This window comes from Luteimonas terrae, assembly GCF_004358165.1.
GTDB classification, from domain to species: Bacteria; Pseudomonadota; Gammaproteobacteria; order Xanthomonadales; family Xanthomonadaceae; genus Luteimonas; species Luteimonas terrae.
The window spans coordinates 501,820-519,265 of sequence record NZ_SMTG01000002.1; the positions used below are offsets into that span (position 1 = coordinate 501,820).

The window sequence follows — 17,446 nt, forward strand, 5'->3', positions numbered from 1 at the left end:
GCGGACGATCAGCGACCGGTCCGGCCGCCGTCGTTGTCCGGCTTGCCGGGAGCGCCTTCGTTCTGCGGTTCCTGGCCCGGCGGGATCGGCTTGACGCCTTCGTCGTCGTCCTCGTTGGACGGCGTCGGCTGCGGCGTCGGCTCATCCGGCGACACGGCGCGCGGCTGGTGACCCTGCGGCTCGTCGCCACGGGCTTCGCGGCCGGCTTCGGGGAACGTCGCGGCCGGGGCTGCGACCGGATCGTCGGCATGACGGTTGTCGTAGCGCAGACGGTCGTAGTTGGCCTGGCTGTCGACGCCGCCGCCACCGCTGCGGTCGATGTGCGCCATCTCGTGCACGCACATCGAACCGGGCGCGACGCACATGTTGACGATCGCCTCGAACAGCGCCGGATCGACGTCGCCGAAATAACGCACCGGCTCACGCTCGGACGGACGCTCGAGCACCAGGTATTCCTCGCGGCCCAGACGCGTCGTGTCGGCCTGGACCTTGGCCACCCAGGCGTCGAAGCCGTCCTCGCTCAGGCCGTGGAAGTCGAAGCGCATGTGCGAGAAGCCGTCGCCGCTGAAATTGCCGGAGAAGCCCTTGTAGACGCCTTCCTTGTTGATGACCGCGTGCAGCTTGGTCTCCATGCCCGGCATGGCGTAGATCTGGCCTGCCAGCGCGGGGACGAAGAAGGAATTCATGATCGACGACGAGGTCAGCTTGAACTGGATCGGGCGGTTCACCGGCGCGGCCAGTTCGTTGATCGTGGCGATGCCCTGTTCGGGATAGAAGAACAGCCATTTCCAGTCGATCGCGACCACTTCCACCACCAGCGGCTCGACGCCCTCGGGAATCGGCGTGTTCGCGTCGATGCGGTCGAGCGGGCGATACGGATCGAGCTTGTGCGTCGCGATCCAGGTCACCGTGCCCAGCACGAGGATGATCGCCAGCGGCGCCGACCAGATGATCAGCTCCAGCCGCGTGGAGTGGTGCCACTCGGGCGCGTACTCGGCGTCCTTGTTCGACTCGCGGTATTTCCAGGCGAAGAAGAACGTCAGGAAGATCACCGGCACGATGATCAGCAGCATCAGGACCGTGGACAGCACGATCAGGTCGCGCTGCTGGACCGCGATGTCGCCCGAAGGCGCCATGACGGTCCATTCGCAGCCGGACAGCACCGTGGCTGCCAGGAGCAGCGCGAAGATTCGAAGAGTGGATTTCATTGAGGGGATCGACGACAACGGAGAGGAATACGACTTGACGGAAGCGCTACGGCGCGGCCGTTAGCGTGGGGGTGTAGCGGGGCGCCGGGCCTTGCTGCTGCGCACCTTGCTTGGCGGGCCCGTTTCGGGTTCACAATGCGGCGCATTATCCCCCATAACGACCGGAGAGAGCGCGCAGATGAGCGATATTGCACAGCAAGCCACCACCGGCCTCGACGACGCGCCGGAAACCGACGACCTGGAAGTGTCTCCAGGCAAGATCGCGTTTCCCGTCGTCATGGGGCGGACATCGGAATTCTTCGACTTCTTCGTGTACGGCATCGCCGCGGTGCTGGTGTTTCCGTACCTGTTCTTTCCCGATGCCGATCCGGTGCAAGCGACGCTCAAGTCGTTCGCGGTGTTCTCGCTGGCCTTCATCGCACGTCCGATCGGCTCGATCGTCTTCATGGCGATCGACCGCAACTTCAGCCGCGCGGCCAAGCTGATCGGCGCGTTGTTCCTGCTGTGCGGTTCGACGATGGCGATCGCCTTCCTGCCCAGCTATGCGCAGGCCGGCATGCTCGCGCCGGTGCTGCTGGCGGTGTTCCGCTTCGGCCAGGGCCTGGGTTGGGGCGGCGCTTGGGACGGCCTGCCGTCGCTGCTGTCGCTGACGGCGCCGCGCGAGCGCCGCGGCTGGTACGCCATGGTTCCGCAGCTCGGCGCGGCCTTGGGCTTCATGCTCGCCTGCGGCATGTTCCTGATCTTCACCCGCGTGCTGAGCCAGGAAGACTTCATGGCGTGGGGCTGGCGCTTCCCGTTCTTCGTCGCGCTGGCGCTCAATGTGGTCGCGCTCTTCGCGCGCCTGCGTCTGGTGGTCACGCCCGAGTTCAAGCGTCTGTTTGACGAGAAGGAACTGCAGCCGCGGCGCGTCGTCGAGACCATCGCCACGCATCCGCGCCAGGTGTTCGTCGGCGCGCTGATTCCGCTGGCGACCTATGCGATGTTCCATCTGGTGACGATCTTCCCGCTGAGCTGGGCGACGCTGTTCACCGATCACAACGCGACCGATTTCCTCGGCAGCCTGTTCCTGGGCTCGATCGTCGGCGGGCTGGGCATCATGCTGTCGGGCATCCTGGCCGACCGCGTAGGCCGCCGTGGCCAGCTGGCGATCGCCGCGGTGCTGATCGCGCTCTTCAGCTTCTTCGCAGCGCCGCTGCTGGGCAGCGACACCACCGCGGGCCGCACGACCTACGTCGTCATCGGCTTCGCCCTGCTGGGCCTGTCGCTCGGGCAGGCGAGCAACGCGATCGCCTCGCGCTTCGAGAGCATCTACCGCTACACCGGCGCTGCGGTGACCTCGGACATCGCCTGGCTCGTGGGCGCCGGTTTCGCGCCGCTGGTCGCGCTGTGGCTGTGCAGCCACTACGGCCTGGCCTACGTCGGCTACTACCTGCTCTCGGGCGCGGCGGTCACGCTGGCCGCCCTGGGCTTCAGCCGCACGCTCGAAACGGTGCGCTGAACGACCGCACCCGCGCGCACGCGCCGCCCTGGGGGCGGCGTGTGTCGGGATGCGGCGGGCGGCTGGCACGTTGACGACTCCTGGGCTCCGTGGGGGCGGAGCATCTGATCCGCTCCCGGGGTCTAGCCGTCCGGGAAGGTGCGCCACGCGGGCGCTTCGGCGCGTGTATTTCAGCATCTGACATGCAATGCGGGGCTGCGACCGAATGTCGCACTGTGCGCATATAAAGATGTCGCGCGCAGAAGCGTCGCGGCCTATGGGTCCGGCGCACTTGCTCCGGGGCAGGGCATCTGTGAGAATGCCCGGCTCCCTGCGGCTGTCCGCCGGGAGACCCTTGCCCCACTGTGCGGCCTTGCCGCAGATCGGGGGGCTATCCAGGCCGGCGCGACCGCGCGGCCGATACCCGAAAGGAAACCACCATGCGTCATTATGAAGTCGTGTTCCTGGTCCATCCGGACCAGAGCGAGCAGGTGCCTGCGATGATCGAGCGCTACAAGTCGCTGATCGAGGGCGCCGACGGCAAGATCCACCGTCTCGAGGATTGGGGCCGCCGCCAGCTGGCCTACCCGATCAACAACCTCGTCAAGGCGCACTACGTGATGTTCAACATCGAAGTCGGCCAGGCCGGCATCGACGAGCTCACCGAGGCGTTCCGCTTCAACGATGCGGTGCTGCGTCACCTGGTCGTGCGTCGCGACGAGGCCGACACCGAGCAGTCCCTGATCATGAAGAACAAGGACGAGAAGGGCGACAAGCCCGAGCGTGGCGAGCGCCGCCGCCGTGACGACGAAGGCGATTCGGCCGGCAGCGATGCCGAGTCCGACAAGTCCGACAACAACGCCGAAGCCGCCTGAGGATCACGCACATGTCCAAGTTCTTCCGCCGCCGCAAGTTCTGCAAGTTCACCGCCGAGGGCGTCAAGGAGATCGATTACAAGGATCTCAACACCCTGCGCCAGAACCTCACCGAGAACGGCAAGATCGTCCCGAGCCGCATCACCGGTACCAAGTCCAAGTACCAGCGCCAGCTGGCCACGGCCGTCAAGCGCGCGCGTTTCCTCGCGCTGATCCCGTACACGGACAACCACAACGTCTGATCGCCTCGCGGCGCTCGAGCGTTCTCGTCCGATTCGGACAGCAACCGTTGCGGCGCCACCGGCGCCGCTAACGAATACGGAGCAACACCATGCAACTGATTCTTCTGCAGAAGGTCACCAACCTCGGCAACCTCGGTGACAAGGTCAACGTGAAGCCGGGCTACGGCCGCAACTACCTCGTGCCGCAGGGCAAGGCCGTGCCGGCGACCGCCGCCAGCATCGCCGAGTTCGAATCGCGTCGCGCCGAGTACGAAGCCAAGGCGAAGTCGCAGCTCGACGAGGCGCAGCAGCGCCTGGCCAAGCTGGAAGGCGCCAGCGTGACCGTTTACGCCAACGCGTCGACCGAAGGCAAGCTGTACGGCTCGGTCGGTCCGCGCGAAATCGCTGACGCGCTGACCAAGGCGGTCACACCGGTCAACAAGTCGGAAGTCGTGCTGGGTGAAGGCGCGTTCCGCAACACCGGTGAGTTCGAGGTCGTGGTGCACCTGCACGCCGACGCCGAGACCACCGTCAAGGTGATCATCGAAGGCGAGGTCGCCTGATCCATCGGATCGGGTTGTCCTTGGGCGGGCGCCGAAAGGCGCCCGTTTTCGTTTGGGCGTTCTGTTCTGGCCGCTTGTACCGGGCTTTGGCTTCGGGGACCGCGCATCGGCCTGCCGGGCCACGGTCGCTTTTCCCTCGGTCAGGACGCTTCGCGGTCCGGCCCGGCGCAGCGCGCCGTGCGTTCGTGTGGACGCGCGGCAATGCCGCGCAAGCCGTCACCACTCACCCTGCCCTGACTCGGGCGCGCGCCTGCTTCGCGGCCCGGCCGGGCAAAGCATGCCCGGCGTTCACCCGGTCGCGCGGCATGCCGCGCAAGCAGACCGAGCTCATCCATGGCGCGCTCGGCGCAACCATGGCCCGTCAGTCCGCTGCTCGCTGCAACTACCAGCTTTCGTGGCTTCGAAAACGCTTCACGCATCAGCGCATTTCAGAGGTGTTTGGCCGATCTGCGGCATCCAACTGCAGTGCGTACGAGCTTTCGAAGTCTGCGTAGTCCCAGGTCGCGGGCGAGGGCTCGGCCGGGTGTTGCGGAGAGCGGACCATGGATGGTCCGCGGCGGCGAGTCAGTCAGGGATGACTGACCGAGCCGAGGAGCAATCCCGGCCGGGCACTCGCAGCATCCGAAGAAGTCGTCTCAGTCCGCGAGATAACTCGTTGTGAAGCTGCGCATCGTTAGGCTTATCCACAGGTTGTGGCGTCGCGTATCCACAGGCGTACGCCCTAGCATTCCAAGCGCCGTAGTCCGTTCCTCCAGAAGTCCACCGCCATGTCCGCACGCAACGAATTCCGCAACAACGACCGCTTCGACCGCGATCGCGACCGCAGCGATGCGCGCGTGGAGCAGTTGCGTGTGCCGCCGCAGTCGGTCGAGGCCGAGCAGGCGGTGCTGGGCGGCCTCATGCTGGTGCCCGACGCCTACGACCGCATCGCCGACCTGCTGGTGCCGGACGATTTCTATCGCCGCGACCACCAGAAGATCTACGCCGCGATCCAGGAGCTGGCCGAGAAGAGCAAGCCCTTCGATGCGGTGACGCTGGGCGAGTGGTTCGAGTCCAACGGCCTGTCGGAACTCGTCGCCGGCGGCGCCTATCTGGGCGAGCTGGCCAGCACCACGCCCTCGGCGGCCAACATCCGTGCGTACGCCGAGATCGTGCGCGACAAGGCGATCCTGCGGCAGCTGATCGAAGTGGGCACCGAGATCGTCAATGACGGTTTCCAGCCTGAAGGCCGCGACAGCAGCGAGATCCTCGCCAAGGCCGAGCAGCAGGTGTTCAAGATCGCCGAGGCCGGTGCGCAGGGGCGCACCGACTTCACGGCGATCAACAAGGCAATGGCCGACGCCTTCGACGTGCTGCAGACGCGCTTCAACAACGGCGGCGGCGTCACCGGTCTGCCGACCGGCTATACCGAGTTCGACGAGATGACCGCCGGCCTGCAGCCGACCGACCTGATCATCCTCGCCGCGCGTCCGGCGATGGGCAAGACGACCTTCGCGCTCAACATCGCCGAATACGCGGCGATCAAGACCAAGAAGGCCGTGGGCGTGTTCTCGATGGAAATGTCGGCCAGCCAGCTCGCGCTGCGCCTGATTTCATCGAACGGTCGCATCAATGCCACGCGCCTGCGCACCGGCCAGCTGGAGGACGAGGACTGGAGCCGCGTCAGCAGCGCGATCCGCATGCTCAAGGAAACCAAGATCTTCATCGACGACACGCCGGGCCTGGGGCCCGACGTGCTGCGCGCGAAGTGCCGCCGTCTCAAGCGCGAGCACGATCTGGGCCTGGTGGTCATCGACTACCTGCAGCTGATGAGCGTGCCGGGCAACAGCGAGAACCGCGCGACCGAGATCTCGGAGATCTCGCGCTCGCTCAAGGGCCTGGCCAAGGAATTGAACGTGCCGGTGATCGCACTGTCGCAGCTCAACCGCTCGCTGGAAACGCGTGCCGACAAGCGCCCGGTGATGGCCGACCTGCGCGAATCGGGCGCGATCGAGCAGGACGCCGACATCATCATCTTCATCTACCGTGACGACTACTACAACAAGGAGACGTCGCCGGACAAAGGCCTGGCCGAGATCATCATCGGCAAGCAGCGTAGCGGCCCGACCGGCTCGGTGAAGCTGAAGTTCTTCGGCGAGTACACGCGCTTCGACAATCTCTCGCACGATTCGATCGGCAGCTTCGAGTAACGCTGCGGTTCACCCGCGCGGCCGCGCGCCGCGCGCGGAACGCGCACAATAGACGACCGTTCCGTCGCCTGTCCTGCCCGCATGGCCCGTCCGATCACCGCCACCATCCACGCCGACGCGCTGCGCCACAATCTGGCGGCGATGCGCGCGCGGGCGCCGGGCCGGCGTCTGATGGCGATGGTCAAAGCCGATGGCTATGGCCATGGTCTTGAAACCGTCGCGCGCGGCCTGCGCGAGGCCGATGCCTTCGGCGTCGCCGCGATCGAGGATGCGGCCCGCATCCGCGCTGTGGGTCTCGAACAGCCGATTCTCGTGCTGTCGGGTTTCGACAATCCCGACGATCTCGACCAGCTGCGCGCGCTGCGCGCCGAGGCGATCGTGCACCACGCCGCCCAGCTCGATCTGCTCGAACAGACCGAAGGCGCGCCGATCCGTGTCTGGCTCAAGATCGACACCGGCATGCATCGTCTCGGCTTTCCGCCCGAGCAGGTGCGCGAGGCCTATGCGCGCCTGCGCGCGGCGCGCGGCGTCACTGGCGACATCGTGCTGATGACGCACTTCGCCAGTTCCGACGAGTTCGACGTGCATGCGCGCAATGGCGCGCAGACACCGGCGCAGATGCGCGTGTTCGCCGCCGCGACCGAAGGACTCGACGGGCCTCGCTCGCTGTCCAATTCCGCCGCCGTGCTCGGCTGGCCGGATGCCTGTGGCGACTGGATCCGGCCAGGCGGTGCGCTGTACGGCATGTCGGTCGTCGCCGGGCGCAGCGGCGCCTCGTTCGGCCTGCGGCCGGCGATGACCTTTGAAACGCGCCTGCTCGCGGTGAATCACGTCGGCAAGGGCGAGCGCATCGGGTATTCGGCCACCTGGGAAGCGCCGGAAGACATGGCGGTCGGCGTGGCCGCGGTCGGTTACGGCGACGGTTATCCGCGCCTCGCGCCCGCCGGCACGCCGGTGCTGGTGAACGGCCGCATGGCGGCCGTCGCGGGGCGCGTCTCGATGGATCTGATGACGATCGACCTGCGCGGCCAGACCGACGTGCGCGCCGGGGATCCGGTGCTGCTCTGGGGCGACGCGCTCCCGGTCGAGACGGTCGCCGATGCGGCCGGCACGATCTCCTACGCGCTGACCTGCGGCATCACCCGGCGGGTGCGATTCGTCAATGCCTGAGCGTCAGGGCTGCACGTGGCGCAGGCGCACCTGCCCGACGTGCACGTCCAGCGCGCCGTCGCCGATGCTGACCGGTACGCGCGTGTCGGTGAGGAAGCGCACGCTGCCGTCTGGCGCCGACACCGAGGCATGCAATCCGAACTGGCCGCCCGGGCGCAGCTTCGCGCGCGGCACGTCGATCGCGAATTCGTAGGGACCGGCGCCGACCGTCGTGACCTGTTCGGCGAGTACGGCGCGCTGCGTGTCGGCCAACTGGTTGTCGAGAATCTGCACCCGCAACTGCGAGCCCTCGGGCATCAGGATCTTCTCGAAGTACAGCGCTTCGCCCTGGATGCGCACGGTGGCGGTGGATTCCTGCATCGGGGTGTCTCCGGTCGTGGGCGGCGAGGACTGGCAGGCAGCCAGCGACAGAGCGGCGCACAGGGGCAGGGCGGCGAGGTGGCGCAGGGCACGTGGCATGGCGGGAACTCCGGAGGCGACGGGCCGAGCATGCGCCCGACCACGGGAATGGTGGATCAATGTCCGTTCGGACGCAGCACCACCAGCGTGCCGAAGTGGTCGGAGGGCCAGGTCCCGTCCGCACCGGGCGTGTCCAGCACGACACGCGCCTCGACCAGGTCGAACCGGCCGGCCTCGGCAAATACGTGGTCGATGCGGCGGCGCACCTCGAAGAAATGCGGATTGAGCGTGGTCACGCCGCGGGCATCCGCGTCGGGGTGCAGCGCCCCGTACACGTCGACGAAGCCGTCCAGCGCATCGAGTTCCGGCGCACTGGCCGGTGCATTGAAGTCACCCAGGACGAGCGCAGGTGCGCCGTCGTCGTGGCGGCCCATGAAGGTCCGCCCGTCCTGCAGCTGGCGACGGCGCAGCGCTTCGCCCTCGGGCGTGTGGTGCAGGTGGGTGAAATAGACGTCGATCGGGTGACCCGCGAACTGCAGGCGCGCGTGCCCCATCGTGCGCGAGTCCGCGCGGGGCTCGAGCGCCGTCCAGTCGCGCGACTGCACCGGCAAGCGGGTCAGCAGCGCATTGCCGTAGCGGTGCGCCTGGCCTTCCGGATCGGTGGAGACGAACTGCACCGGGTAGCCGAGCGCGTCGCCAATGGTCTGCGCCTGGTTCGGCAGACCGTCGAACTGCAGCACCTCCTGCAGTGCGATGACGTCGGCATCGAGCGCGCGCAGCTGTTCGATGATCAGCGGCAGGCGCTTCGGCCACTCGGCCTTGTCGTGATAGATGTTCAGCGTGACGACCCGCAGGTCGGACGGGCCGGCCGTGGTCGCGACATCGGGACGCGTGTGCGGCGCGCTGCACGCAGCGAGCACGAAGGTGAGCAGGGCGGTCAGCAGGTGCTTCATGGCGCAGCGTCTCCGGTCGGAACAGTGTCGGTACGCAACACAGGGTAGAGGTTGTAGCGCGCGTCCCAGGCGCTGTGGCGGCGATAGAAGAAGTCCAGGCGCGCGTCGGCACTCGCGGCGAACGCCGCGTCGTCGCGCAGCTTCGCCTCGAACTCGGCGCGGAGCGCGGGATCGGTCGCCAGCATCTCGCGCGCGACCTGTTCGGCCACGTAGTCCTCCATGTATTCCTTGCGCTCGAAGTGGGTGTTGAAGCGGCCCCATGCGGCGAGTGCATCGGGCGCCTGCGGTTCGAGCAGGGCGGCGACGAGGCGGGCTTTCGGCTGGGCGATCGGCACGAACAGGGCGCCGGCGCCGATATCGTGCGGTTCGCGCACCCAGGCGCCCTGCAGATCGAGGCGCTGATGGCCTTCGACGGAGGTTGCGCCCGGGCTCGCCTGCGTCGCGCGGAACGCGTCGGTCGTGACATTTTTCTGCGGCTTCGTCAGGGTCCGGAAGGCGATGCCGTGTTGTGCCAGCTTCTCTCCCACCCACGCGGCATGCGCGGCGGGGACCAGATAGCCGCCGCGCGGCAGCGTGACCTCCAGCGACGGTTGCAGCGTGTCGCGCATCGGCACCCGCCACAGCTGCGGCGTGCGCTCGTCGTAGCGGGTCATCAGCTGCCCCGATATCTCCGACGGTGTGCGCGTGTACGCGTAGCCGCGGAAGTCGACGGTGTGGCTGGCATCGGTCGCCTTCCACGCGAGCGGTGCGCGTGTGCCGCCGAGCGCCGCGGCGCGGGCATCCGCCTCGCGTGCGACCCGCATCCAGTCGCGGCCATGCCGGGCGATCTGCTCGACCACCGACACCACCGTGCTGCGGGTGATGCGCACGCGCACCGGGTATTCCTTCCACGAGTGCGTTTCGACCAGCATGGCGATGCGGTTGCGCAGCAGGAAATAGCCGGTCGAGAAACGCGGCGGCGAGACGCCGTCCTCGAAACCCGAGGCCGGATTGTCGTGTTCGACGAAGGACGGGTAGTAGGGCAGCGGCAGCGAGCCCTGCGCGGCGAGATCGGCCATCACCGCGTCGCGGAACGTGCGCCCGACTTCGCGCAGCGCGGCATCGCCGGCATGCACCGGTTCGACCTGGATCGAGATGTCGTGCTCGAACTGCGCGCCATTGGTGGCGTGCAGATCGACGTAGGCGATCGGATCCCAGGCCTCGACCAGCGCCAGCATCGCCTGCATCTCCGGCGCATCGGCCTTGGCGTAGTCGCGGTTGAGGTTGAGGTTCTGCGCGGTGGTGCGCCAGCCCATCTCGCGCGGCCCGCGCTGGTTGGGGCGGTTCCAGGCGCCGAAACGCTCGTGGCCGTCGACGCTGAACACCGGTACGAACACCAGCACGACATCCTCGAGCGCGCCCGGCGCCGCCGTGCCGTCGAGCAGCTCGCGCAGGGCGAGGAAGCCCGCGTCCTTGCCGTCGATCTCGCCGGCGTGGATGCCGCCCTGGACCAGCACCACCGGCACGCCGGCCTTGCGGGCCGCCGCGGGGTCGAGCGCGCCGCTGCGGCTGGCGATCAGCGCCTGCATCGGCCGGCCTTCGGGCGATGTGCCGAAGCGAATGCAGCGCACGGCATCCGGGTGCAGGCGGGCGAAGGTGTCGCACAGCGCGATCACCTCGTCGTAGCGGCCAGTCTCGACGAAACCGCTGCGCTCGGCGACGGTCATGCGGGGATCGTCGGATGCCCAGGCCGCGGTGGCGGACAGCAGCAGGGCGAGGGCGAACGGAAGGCGGGCAGGCGACATGGCAGGGTCCGGGCGGGCAGTCGCCCATGATGCCGCGCGGCACCAGCCCGCCCAAGGCATCCCGTCGCAGTGGCGGGGCCAGCGCCCGGCACTTGCCGCACCGGCCGGCCGCGTGCCAGGCGCGGCCCCCGGCGCCGGATCGGGTAGGCTGTGCGACCTTTCCGAACGCCTGCGCCGCCGATGACGACGACTGCCCAGACCGGCAACGGGCCGATGCCCCGCCAGATCTCCTACATCATCGGCAACGAGGCGTGCGAGCGCTTCAGCTTTTACGGCATGCGCAACATCCTGGTGCCGTTCCTGATCAGCTCCATCCTGCTCGGCTATCTGCCAAGCGAGGGCGACCGGGAAGCGCAGGCCAAGGACATCTTCCACATGTTCGTGATCGGCGTGTACTTCTTCCCGTTGCTGGGCGGATGGCTGGCCGACCGGTTCTTCGGCAAGTACCACACGATCCTTTGGTTCTCGCTGATCTACTGCGCCGGTCATGCGTGCCTGGCGATGTTCGAGAACAACGCCAACGGCTTCTACACCGGCCTGTTCCTGATCGCGCTCGGCTCGGGCGGCATCAAGCCGCTGGTGGTCTCGTTCTGCGGCGACCAGTTCGACCAGACCAACAAGTCCAAGGCCAAGGTGGTCTTCGACGCGTTCTACTGGATCATCAACTTCGGCTCCTTCTTCGCATCGCTGCTGGCCCCGCGCCTGCTCGACAGTTACGGCCCGGCAGTGGCATTCGGCGTGCCGGGCGTGCTGATGTTCATCGCGACGTTCGTGTTCTGGCTCGGGCGCAAGCAGTACACCAACGTGCCGCCGTCACGCCGCGATCCGCACGGATTCTCCGAGGTGGTCAAGACCGCGCTGCGCGCGCACAGCGCAGGCCGGATGCGGCTGGGCCTGCTGGTCGCGATGACCGGCGTGACGACGGCGGTGGTGATGCTGCTGCTGTGGGCGCTGTCGGCGACGGTGGGGCTGTCGTGGTGGCCGACCGACTTCGGCTTCGTCATCACCGCCTGTCTTGCGCTCGGGGTGATCATCGCGCTGGGCGGCTGGGGCGCATCGATGCAGATCGAACGCGCGCGCGGCCTGCATCCCGATGCGGCGGTCGACGGCGTGCGCGCCGTGCTGCGCATCCTGATCGTCTTCGCGCTGGTCACGCCGTTCTGGTCGCTGTTCGACCAGAAGGCCTCGACCTGGATCATCCAGGGCCGCGAGATGGTCGTCCCGCACGCCGCATGGTGGTGGCCGAGCTGGCTGATCGACAACCCGGCGCAGATGCAGGCGCTCAATCCGCTGCTGGTGATGCTGCTGATCCCGTTCAACAACCTGATGCTGTATCCGGCGCTGCGCCGCATGGGCTTCGAGCCGACCGCATTGCGCCGCATGGGCTGGGGCATCGCGATCTCGGGCACCTCGTGGATCGTCGCCGGCGGTCTGCAGATCTGGCTCGACGGCGGGCAGGAAGTCTCGCTGGCCTGGCAGTCGCTGCCGTACCTGCTGCTGACCTTCGGCGAAGTGCTGGTGTCGGCGACGGCGCTCGAGTTCGCCTACAGCCAGGCGCCGCAGGCGATGAAGGGCGTGATCATGGCGTTCTGGTACCTCACCAGCACCTTCGGCAGCCTGTGGGTGCTGCTGACCAACGCCGGCGTGCGCAACGAGGCGGTGACTTCCTACATCGCATCCACCGGGCTGAGCGAGAACGCGTTTCTGATGTTCTTCTTCGCCGGCTTCGCCTTCGTCGCCGCGCTGGCGTTCGGCCTGTACGCGCGCCGCTACCCGATGCAGGACCACTACCGCGTCGCGTGACGCGGGAGCACACCCATGAATTTCGGTCCCGTGACCCTGTTCCTGATCGCGATCACCGTGCTGGTGTCGTGGCAGGCCTTCGAGAAGCCGAAGCTGGCCGGCCGCCTGATCCTGTGGCCGCCGGCGATCGATCGCCACAAGCAGTACGACCGGTTGATCGGTCACGGCTTCATCCACGCCGACTGGCAGCACCTGATCTTCAACATGATCACGCTGTTCTTCTTCGGCGCCGGCATCGAGCGCGCGTTCGCACCGTACATCGGGCCGGTCGGCTTTCTGCTCTTCTATCTTTCGGCGATCCTGGTCGCGATCCTGCCGACCTATCTGCGGCATCGGCACGATCCGCACTACCGGAGCCTCGGCGCATCGGGCGCGGTATCGGCAGTGCTGTTCGCCTCGATCCTGATCAATCCCTGGCAGCTGCTGCTGGTGTTGTTCATTCCGATGCCGGCGATCGTGTTCGGCGTCTGCTACATCGGCTACAGCATCTGGATGGACCGGCGCGGTGGCGACAACATCAACCACAGCGCGCATCTGTGGGGCGCCGGTTACGGCATGCTCTTCACCGTGATGATGGAACCGCGCGTCATCGGCGCGTTCCTGCAACGCCTCACCTCGCCGTCCTTCTGACGCAGTCGCGTCGTCTCGCGGGCGCACCGCTCACCGCATCTGCATCGCGTGCATGTTAGTTCTCGGGGCACATCCACAAGGAGTGCTTTCATGGCGATCACGCGAGCCAAAGCCACCGCCCTGCTCAACAAGACCGAGATGGGGCTGTTCGACGACAGTCGCAGCAACGCCGTCCGCGGCCACAGCGATGCGCGTCTCGCCCAACTGATCGGACGCGCGCGCACCGCGCGCGATCGCGCACGTGACCTGGAAAAGCGTCAGCGTCTCGCATCGCGTGGCGCCACGGGCAGCAAGTCGGGACGCAGCGGACAGGCCAACGCACGCACCGGCGAAAAGGCGGAGCTGCTGGGCGACATTCTCAAGCGTTTCGAGACGCAGCAGGCACAGGTCGCGAAGTCCACAAAGACCACCAAGGCCAGCAAGACGACGAAGGCCGCCAAGGCGACCAAGGCGACAACGCCTGCGAAGACCGCCAAGGTCGCCAAGGGGGCCGCAACGAAGAAGACCTCGACTGCGGACAAGGCTGCTGACACCAGGACCAAGCGCGCGTCCACACCGTCGACGAAGTCCGCGCAGGCGAAGCGCGGTACGGGCACCGGCAAGACCGCTTACGCCAGCACGGGTGCTCGGGTCGCCAAGTCCACCGCGGGCAAGGGCGCACCGAAACCGAAGGCCGGCACGACGGCGCGTGCCAAGGCACAGCCCAGGGCGGAGGGTGCATCGCGCGTCAGCACCGCATCCAAAAAGGCGGCCAAGTCGCCGAAACGCGCTGCGGGTCCGGCTGCATCGGGCAAGGCGGACGGCATCACGCCGCAGAAGGCACTCAAGAACACCCGCAAGCTGCTCGATGCGCGCAAGCGCGAAGCCAAGACCGGCCAGCCCTGGGAAACGCTCGTCGATGGCGCCAATCAGGGGGCGCCGGGGTTCCAATCCGAGCAGGCCCGTTCGAAAGCCTTGCGTCTGCATGAGGCCGAGACCCGGCAGACCCCGATCCAGGGCAGCATCAGCACGCGCGACCGCCGCAACCAGGGCAAGCGCGATCACCGCAACGACGAGTGACGCATTGCAGGCGCGCCCGGTCGGGCGCGCCTTGCGTGGTCAGGCGACCGCGCGCAGCGCCGGGTCCGCGCTTTCGGTGTAGGTGTCGAGCAGACGCTGCTGGATGAAATGGTCCAGCTGTTCGAACTCGCTGCTGCCGGTCTGGTCCAGCATGCTCAGTTCGTAGAGACGTTCGATCGCTTCACGCAGATCGGTGCGGCGAGTATCCATGCGATTCCCCTGTCGTTCCGCTGACGACAGCACGGGCCGTGCCACGTCCGACTGTGACGGTGCGCCCGTTTTCATGGACCGGCCGCGTCAGTCCGCCTGACGCGTTCGGCGCGGAATCGTGACGCGGTGCGTCATGCGCTGGCAGTCGGAGCGCTCGCGGGCCGCAGCCGAATGGCATGGCAGGATGGGTAAGGTTTTCCCCTCGACCACTGTCGGAGTTCTGGCTGATGAGCGCGCAGCATGTGCACCATGATCCCGTCCGCCACCTGTTCGAGATCAGCCTCGAAGGACAGGTGGCGCACCTCGAATACCGCGAAAAACAAGGCCTGATGACCATCCTGCACACCATCGTGCCGACCCCGCTGGGCGGTCGCGGACTGGGCACCGTGCTCGTCGATGCGGCGTTGGCCCACGCGTCATCGGTCGGGCTCAAGGTCGCGTCCGAATGCTGGTACGCCAGCCGCCGGATCGAGGCGCTCCGGGCTGCCGGGGAGGGCCCGCCGCTCGCCTGAGGCCGCCCGCCGGCCTGTTCACCTTTTCCGCGGCAATTGCGGTATCGTGCGCGCACTGTTCAAGGCGGGATCACGGTACATCGTGGCTCCGATGCGGTAGATCCAAGTTGAACGCCCGGTTCGCCGGACGGGACGATCCGCTCCATCGCTTTCGCGTTACCCCTTGCTCGACAGTCGCGACATCCGAAGCCAAAGCGTCAGCGGGTGTCGTGTTCCCATCAAACTGATTCAAGGAGTAACACAATGAGCGATCGTCAGACCGGCACCGTCAAGTGGTTCAACGATGCCAAGGGCTTCGGCTTCATCACCCCGGAAAGCGGCCAGGACCTGTTCGTCCACTTCCGTTCGATCCAGGGCACCGGCTTCAAGTCGCTGCAGGAAGGCCAGAAGGTGACCTTCAAGGTCGTGCAGGGCCAGAAGGGCCTGCAGGCTGACGAAGTGCAGGCCGTCTAAGACGCCCCGCAGTTCGAAAGACCAGGGCCCCGGACGGAAACGTCCGGGGCTTTTCGCATGTGGAGTCCGCGGTTCGTCCCGTCACGGGACTCGCACGACATCCCTATTAGTTTTTCGTTTCGCCACGCCTCTGGAACCCCGATGTCCGCACCGAACCGGTCCCTGTACTGCCTGCCGCTGCTCGCCCTGGCGCTTGTCGCGTGCCAGCGTGATGTGCCGCCGGCGCCGACCCAGTCGGCGGAGGGTGCGCCGGCACCGGTGGAGCACGTGCAGCCGATCGATCAGGCGCCCGCCGAACTCAAGGACGTGGTGGAGATGGACCCGAAGTTCATCGTCGGCATCAGCTATCCGCCCGAAGCCAACAAGTACCCGGGCCTGGCGGCCGAGCTGCACCGCTACGCGCAGGCCGCGCGCGACGAACTTATGGAAGCGGTGCGCGGCGCCGAACTGCAGCCCGGCACGATGTACGACCTGTCGCTGAATTTCAGCACCCTCGTCGATACGCCCGACATGCTGGCGATCGCCGCCGATGGCAGCAGCTACACCGGCGGTGCCCACGACAGCCCGCTGATCGAGCGTTTCGTGTGGCTGGTGCGCGAGCAGAAGCTGCTGACCGCCGAAGAGCTCGTCGGCAATGCGGGCGACTGGAAAGCGATCTCGGGCTATGTGCGCGAACAGCTGCATGCTGCGCTGTCGCAGCGGATCGATGCCGACGAGCTCGAGCCAGACGAGCGCAGCCGGCTGATGCGCTCGGCCGGCAAGATGATCGACGAGGGCTCGAGCCCCGACGTCGCCAACTACCAGCAGTTCGAGCCGATTCTAGGCGCCGGCGGCAAGCTGTCGGGCCTGCGTTTCGTGTTTCCGCCGTACCAGGTCGGCCCTTACTCGGACGGCGTGCAGACCGTCGATGTGCCGGCGCAGGTGCTCCTGCCGCACATCGCACCGGCGTACCGGGCGCTGTTCGTCGCCGGCTGACGCCGGCGCTCAGCGGACCAGGGCGCCCAGCGTCGCGCCGATCTCCGCATCCAGTCGCAGCGTCGCCAGCGCATCGGCGCGCGTGGTACCGCCGTTGAGGATCGCCAGCGGCAGGCCGGCGTCGGACGCCATCTTCGCGAAGCGGAACCCGGAAAATACCATCAGCGACGAGCCGACGACGAGCATCGCGTCGCTCGCGCCCAATGCCGTCTGCGCATCCTGCACGCGGGCGCGCGGCACATTCTCGCCGAAGAACACCACGTCGGGCTTGAGCAGGCCGTCGCAACGTTCGCAGCGCGGCGGTACGAAGCGGGCTTCCGCCGCCGATGCGATGTCGGCATCGCCATCTGGCGCCATGGCCGCATCGCCCGGATGCCAGCCAGGATTGCCGGCCGCCAGACGTGGCTGCAGGGCGTCGCGCGTCATCCGCGCGCCGCAGGACAGGCAGATCACGGTATCCAGGCGGCCGTGCAGATCGATGACGCGCCGGCTGCCCGCGGCCTGGTGCAGGCCGTCGACGTTCTGGGTGAGCAATGTGGTGACCGGCCCGTCGCGTTCGAGCATCGCCAGCGCCGTGTGCGCCGCATTGGGCCGCGCGACCGAGAACTTCGGCCAGCCGGTGAAGCTGCGTGCCCAGTAGCGGCGATAGACCGCGGGGTCGCCGGTGAAGGCCTGCCAGGTCACCGGCGCCGGCCGCTTCCATTCGCCATTCGCGTCGCGGTAGTCGGGGATGCCCGAGCCGGTACTGATGCCGGCGCCGGTCAGGACGAAGACGCGCTCGTAGCGCGCAAGCCATGCGCGCAGCTGCGACGTGGCGTCGAGGATGTCGGGAGCGATGGCGGCCATTCCCCCATGCTACCGCGCGGGTGTCGGCGGCTCGTGGTGCGACCCGGGCGCGATACGGGGAACGCGGCAGCGGCATCGGTATCGACCGCTCGCGCGAGGGTGCTTCCAAGGGGCGCTGC

The 17,446-nt window shown here is 67.5% G+C and carries 18 protein-coding genes; 12 read left to right on the plus strand and 6 right to left on the minus strand.

Going from position 1 to position 17,446, the window contains the following annotated elements; genetic code table 11:
• Positions 1–8 precede the first annotated feature (8 nt).
• The gene (gene cyoA / locus E2F49_RS02510) at positions 9–1,208 is read right to left on the minus strand and encodes a ubiquinol oxidase subunit II (protein ID WP_133392471.1); all 1,200 of its coding nucleotides are present in this window, start codon (positions 1,206–1,208) and stop codon (positions 9–11) included.
• A 178-nt stretch (positions 1,209–1,386) separates the two neighbouring features.
• Here cyoA and E2F49_RS02515 point away from each other — a divergent pair, with 178 nt between their 5' ends.
• The 6 genes from E2F49_RS02515 (at position 1,387) to alr (ending at position 7,703) form a co-directional block, all read left to right on the plus strand.
• The gene (locus tag E2F49_RS02515; protein WP_133392472.1) at positions 1,387–2,706 is read left to right on the plus strand and encodes an MFS transporter; all 1,320 of its coding nucleotides are present in this window, start codon (positions 1,387–1,389) and stop codon (positions 2,704–2,706) included.
• A 419-nt stretch (positions 2,707–3,125) separates the two neighbouring features.
• Positions 3,126–3,560, plus strand: coding sequence for a 30S ribosomal protein S6 (rpsF, locus tag E2F49_RS02520; RefSeq protein WP_133392473.1), 435 nt, complete (start codon positions 3,126–3,128; stop codon positions 3,558–3,560).
• A gap of 11 nt (positions 3,561–3,571) precedes the next feature.
• The gene (gene rpsR, locus E2F49_RS02525; protein WP_055247656.1) at positions 3,572–3,802 is read left to right on the plus strand and encodes a 30S ribosomal protein S18; all 231 of its coding nucleotides are present in this window, start codon (positions 3,572–3,574) and stop codon (positions 3,800–3,802) included.
• Between the two features lie 89 nt (positions 3,803–3,891).
• Positions 3,892–4,344: a 50S ribosomal protein L9 gene (gene rplI, locus E2F49_RS02530; RefSeq protein WP_055247659.1), complete on the plus strand. Its 453-nt coding sequence runs from the start codon at positions 3,892–3,894 to the stop codon at positions 4,342–4,344.
• A 767-nt stretch (positions 4,345–5,111) separates the two neighbouring features.
• Positions 5,112–6,533, plus strand: a complete 1,422-nt coding sequence (locus E2F49_RS02535; protein ID WP_133392474.1) for a replicative DNA helicase — start codon at positions 5,112–5,114, stop codon at positions 6,531–6,533.
• An 81-nt stretch (positions 6,534–6,614) separates the two neighbouring features.
• A complete protein-coding gene (gene alr, locus E2F49_RS02540; RefSeq protein WP_133392475.1) occupies positions 6,615–7,703 on the plus strand; it encodes an alanine racemase in 1,089 nt (362 codons plus the stop codon).
• Between the two features lie 3 nt (positions 7,704–7,706).
• On the opposite strand, the gene E2F49_RS02545 is transcribed toward alr, so the two are convergent.
• From E2F49_RS02545 to E2F49_RS02555, 3 genes are read right to left on the minus strand one after another with little or no spacing between them, the layout of a single operon-like run.
• The gene (locus tag E2F49_RS02545; protein WP_082387407.1) at positions 7,707–8,162 is read right to left on the minus strand and encodes a YbaY family lipoprotein; all 456 of its coding nucleotides are present in this window, start codon (positions 8,160–8,162) and stop codon (positions 7,707–7,709) included.
• Positions 8,163–8,218: 56 nt separating this feature from the next.
• The gene (locus E2F49_RS02550) at positions 8,219–9,055 is read right to left on the minus strand and encodes an endonuclease/exonuclease/phosphatase family protein (protein WP_133392476.1); all 837 of its coding nucleotides are present in this window, start codon (positions 9,053–9,055) and stop codon (positions 8,219–8,221) included.
• Positions 9,052–10,839, minus strand: coding sequence for a M14 family metallopeptidase (locus E2F49_RS02555; protein WP_133392477.1), 1,788 nt, complete (start codon positions 10,837–10,839; stop codon positions 9,052–9,054). The genes E2F49_RS02550 and E2F49_RS02555 overlap by 4 nt, the downstream gene beginning before the upstream one ends.
• Before the next feature lie 180 nt (positions 10,840–11,019).
• On the opposite strand from E2F49_RS02555, the gene E2F49_RS02560 reads away from it, so the two are divergent.
• The 3 genes from E2F49_RS02560 (at position 11,020) to E2F49_RS02570 (ending at position 14,331) form a co-directional block, all read left to right on the plus strand.
• Positions 11,020–12,642, plus strand: a complete 1,623-nt coding sequence (locus E2F49_RS02560; protein ID WP_133392478.1) for a POT-type proton-dependent oligopeptide transporter — start codon at positions 11,020–11,022, stop codon at positions 12,640–12,642.
• Between the two features lie 15 nt (positions 12,643–12,657).
• A complete protein-coding gene (locus E2F49_RS02565) occupies positions 12,658–13,272 on the plus strand; it encodes a rhomboid family intramembrane serine protease (RefSeq protein WP_133392479.1) in 615 nt (204 codons plus the stop codon).
• 90 nt (positions 13,273–13,362) lie between these two features.
• Complete coding sequence (locus E2F49_RS02570; RefSeq protein WP_133392480.1) at positions 13,363–14,331, plus strand: hypothetical protein; 969 nt, start codon at positions 13,363–13,365, stop codon at positions 14,329–14,331.
• Positions 14,332–14,370: 39 nt separating this feature from the next.
• Here E2F49_RS02570 and E2F49_RS16290 read toward each other — a convergent pair whose 3' ends face one another.
• The gene (locus E2F49_RS16290; protein ID WP_165971094.1) at positions 14,371–14,541 is read right to left on the minus strand and encodes a hypothetical protein; all 171 of its coding nucleotides are present in this window, start codon (positions 14,539–14,541) and stop codon (positions 14,371–14,373) included.
• Between the two features lie 227 nt (positions 14,542–14,768).
• Between E2F49_RS16290 and E2F49_RS02575 the strand changes: the two genes are divergently transcribed.
• From E2F49_RS02575 to E2F49_RS02585, 3 genes are all read left to right on the plus strand, one after another.
• The gene (locus E2F49_RS02575) at positions 14,769–15,053 is read left to right on the plus strand and encodes a GNAT family N-acetyltransferase (protein WP_133392481.1); all 285 of its coding nucleotides are present in this window, start codon (positions 14,769–14,771) and stop codon (positions 15,051–15,053) included.
• A gap of 243 nt (positions 15,054–15,296) precedes the next feature.
• On the plus strand, positions 15,297–15,506 hold the full coding sequence (locus E2F49_RS02580) for a cold-shock protein (RefSeq protein ID WP_055247679.1): 210 nt from the start codon (positions 15,297–15,299) through the stop codon (positions 15,504–15,506).
• Between the two features lie 141 nt (positions 15,507–15,647).
• Positions 15,648–16,481, plus strand: coding sequence for a DUF3298 and DUF4163 domain-containing protein (locus E2F49_RS02585; RefSeq protein WP_133392482.1), 834 nt, complete (start codon positions 15,648–15,650; stop codon positions 16,479–16,481).
• A 9-nt stretch (positions 16,482–16,490) separates the two neighbouring features.
• Here the strand turns inward: E2F49_RS02585 and E2F49_RS02590 are convergent, their stop codons facing one another.
• A complete protein-coding gene (locus E2F49_RS02590) occupies positions 16,491–17,327 on the minus strand; it encodes an NAD-dependent protein deacetylase (RefSeq protein WP_133392483.1) in 837 nt (278 codons plus the stop codon).
• Positions 17,328–17,446: the final 119 nt, after the last annotated feature.

What these genes read in the sequence shown, in the direction of transcription:
- cyoA (WP_133392471.1), bottom strand. Translation starts at nt 1,208, where the DNA reads ATGAAATCCACTCTTCGAATCTTCGCGCTGCTCCTGGCAGCCACGGTG.
- E2F49_RS02515 (WP_133392472.1), top strand. Translation starts at nt 1,387, where the DNA reads ATGAGCGATATTGCACAGCAAGCCACCACCGGCCTCGACGACGCGCCG.
- rpsF (WP_133392473.1), top strand. Translation starts at nt 3,126, where the DNA reads ATGCGTCATTATGAAGTCGTGTTCCTGGTCCATCCGGACCAGAGCGAG.
- rpsR (WP_055247656.1), top strand. Translation starts at nt 3,572, where the DNA reads ATGTCCAAGTTCTTCCGCCGCCGCAAGTTCTGCAAGTTCACCGCCGAG.
- rplI (WP_055247659.1), top strand. Translation starts at nt 3,892, where the DNA reads ATGCAACTGATTCTTCTGCAGAAGGTCACCAACCTCGGCAACCTCGGT.
- E2F49_RS02535 (WP_133392474.1), top strand. Translation starts at nt 5,112, where the DNA reads ATGTCCGCACGCAACGAATTCCGCAACAACGACCGCTTCGACCGCGAT.
- alr (WP_133392475.1), top strand. Translation starts at nt 6,615, where the DNA reads ATGGCCCGTCCGATCACCGCCACCATCCACGCCGACGCGCTGCGCCAC.
- E2F49_RS02545 (WP_082387407.1), bottom strand. Translation starts at nt 8,162, where the DNA reads ATGCCACGTGCCCTGCGCCACCTCGCCGCCCTGCCCCTGTGCGCCGCT.
- E2F49_RS02550 (WP_133392476.1), bottom strand. Translation starts at nt 9,055, where the DNA reads ATGAAGCACCTGCTGACCGCCCTGCTCACCTTCGTGCTCGCTGCGTGC.
- E2F49_RS02555 (WP_133392477.1), bottom strand. Translation starts at nt 10,839, where the DNA reads ATGTCGCCTGCCCGCCTTCCGTTCGCCCTCGCCCTGCTGCTGTCCGCC.
- E2F49_RS02560 (WP_133392478.1), top strand. Translation starts at nt 11,020, where the DNA reads ATGACGACGACTGCCCAGACCGGCAACGGGCCGATGCCCCGCCAGATC.
- E2F49_RS02565 (WP_133392479.1), top strand. Translation starts at nt 12,658, where the DNA reads ATGAATTTCGGTCCCGTGACCCTGTTCCTGATCGCGATCACCGTGCTG.
- E2F49_RS02570 (WP_133392480.1), top strand. Translation starts at nt 13,363, where the DNA reads ATGGCGATCACGCGAGCCAAAGCCACCGCCCTGCTCAACAAGACCGAG.
- E2F49_RS16290 (WP_165971094.1), bottom strand. Translation starts at nt 14,541, where the DNA reads ATGGATACTCGCCGCACCGATCTGCGTGAAGCGATCGAACGTCTCTAC.
- E2F49_RS02575 (WP_133392481.1), top strand. Translation starts at nt 14,769, where the DNA reads ATGAGCGCGCAGCATGTGCACCATGATCCCGTCCGCCACCTGTTCGAG.
- E2F49_RS02580 (WP_055247679.1), top strand. Translation starts at nt 15,297, where the DNA reads ATGAGCGATCGTCAGACCGGCACCGTCAAGTGGTTCAACGATGCCAAG.
- E2F49_RS02585 (WP_133392482.1), top strand. Translation starts at nt 15,648, where the DNA reads ATGTCCGCACCGAACCGGTCCCTGTACTGCCTGCCGCTGCTCGCCCTG.
- E2F49_RS02590 (WP_133392483.1), bottom strand. Translation starts at nt 17,327, where the DNA reads ATGGCCGCCATCGCTCCCGACATCCTCGACGCCACGTCGCAGCTGCGC.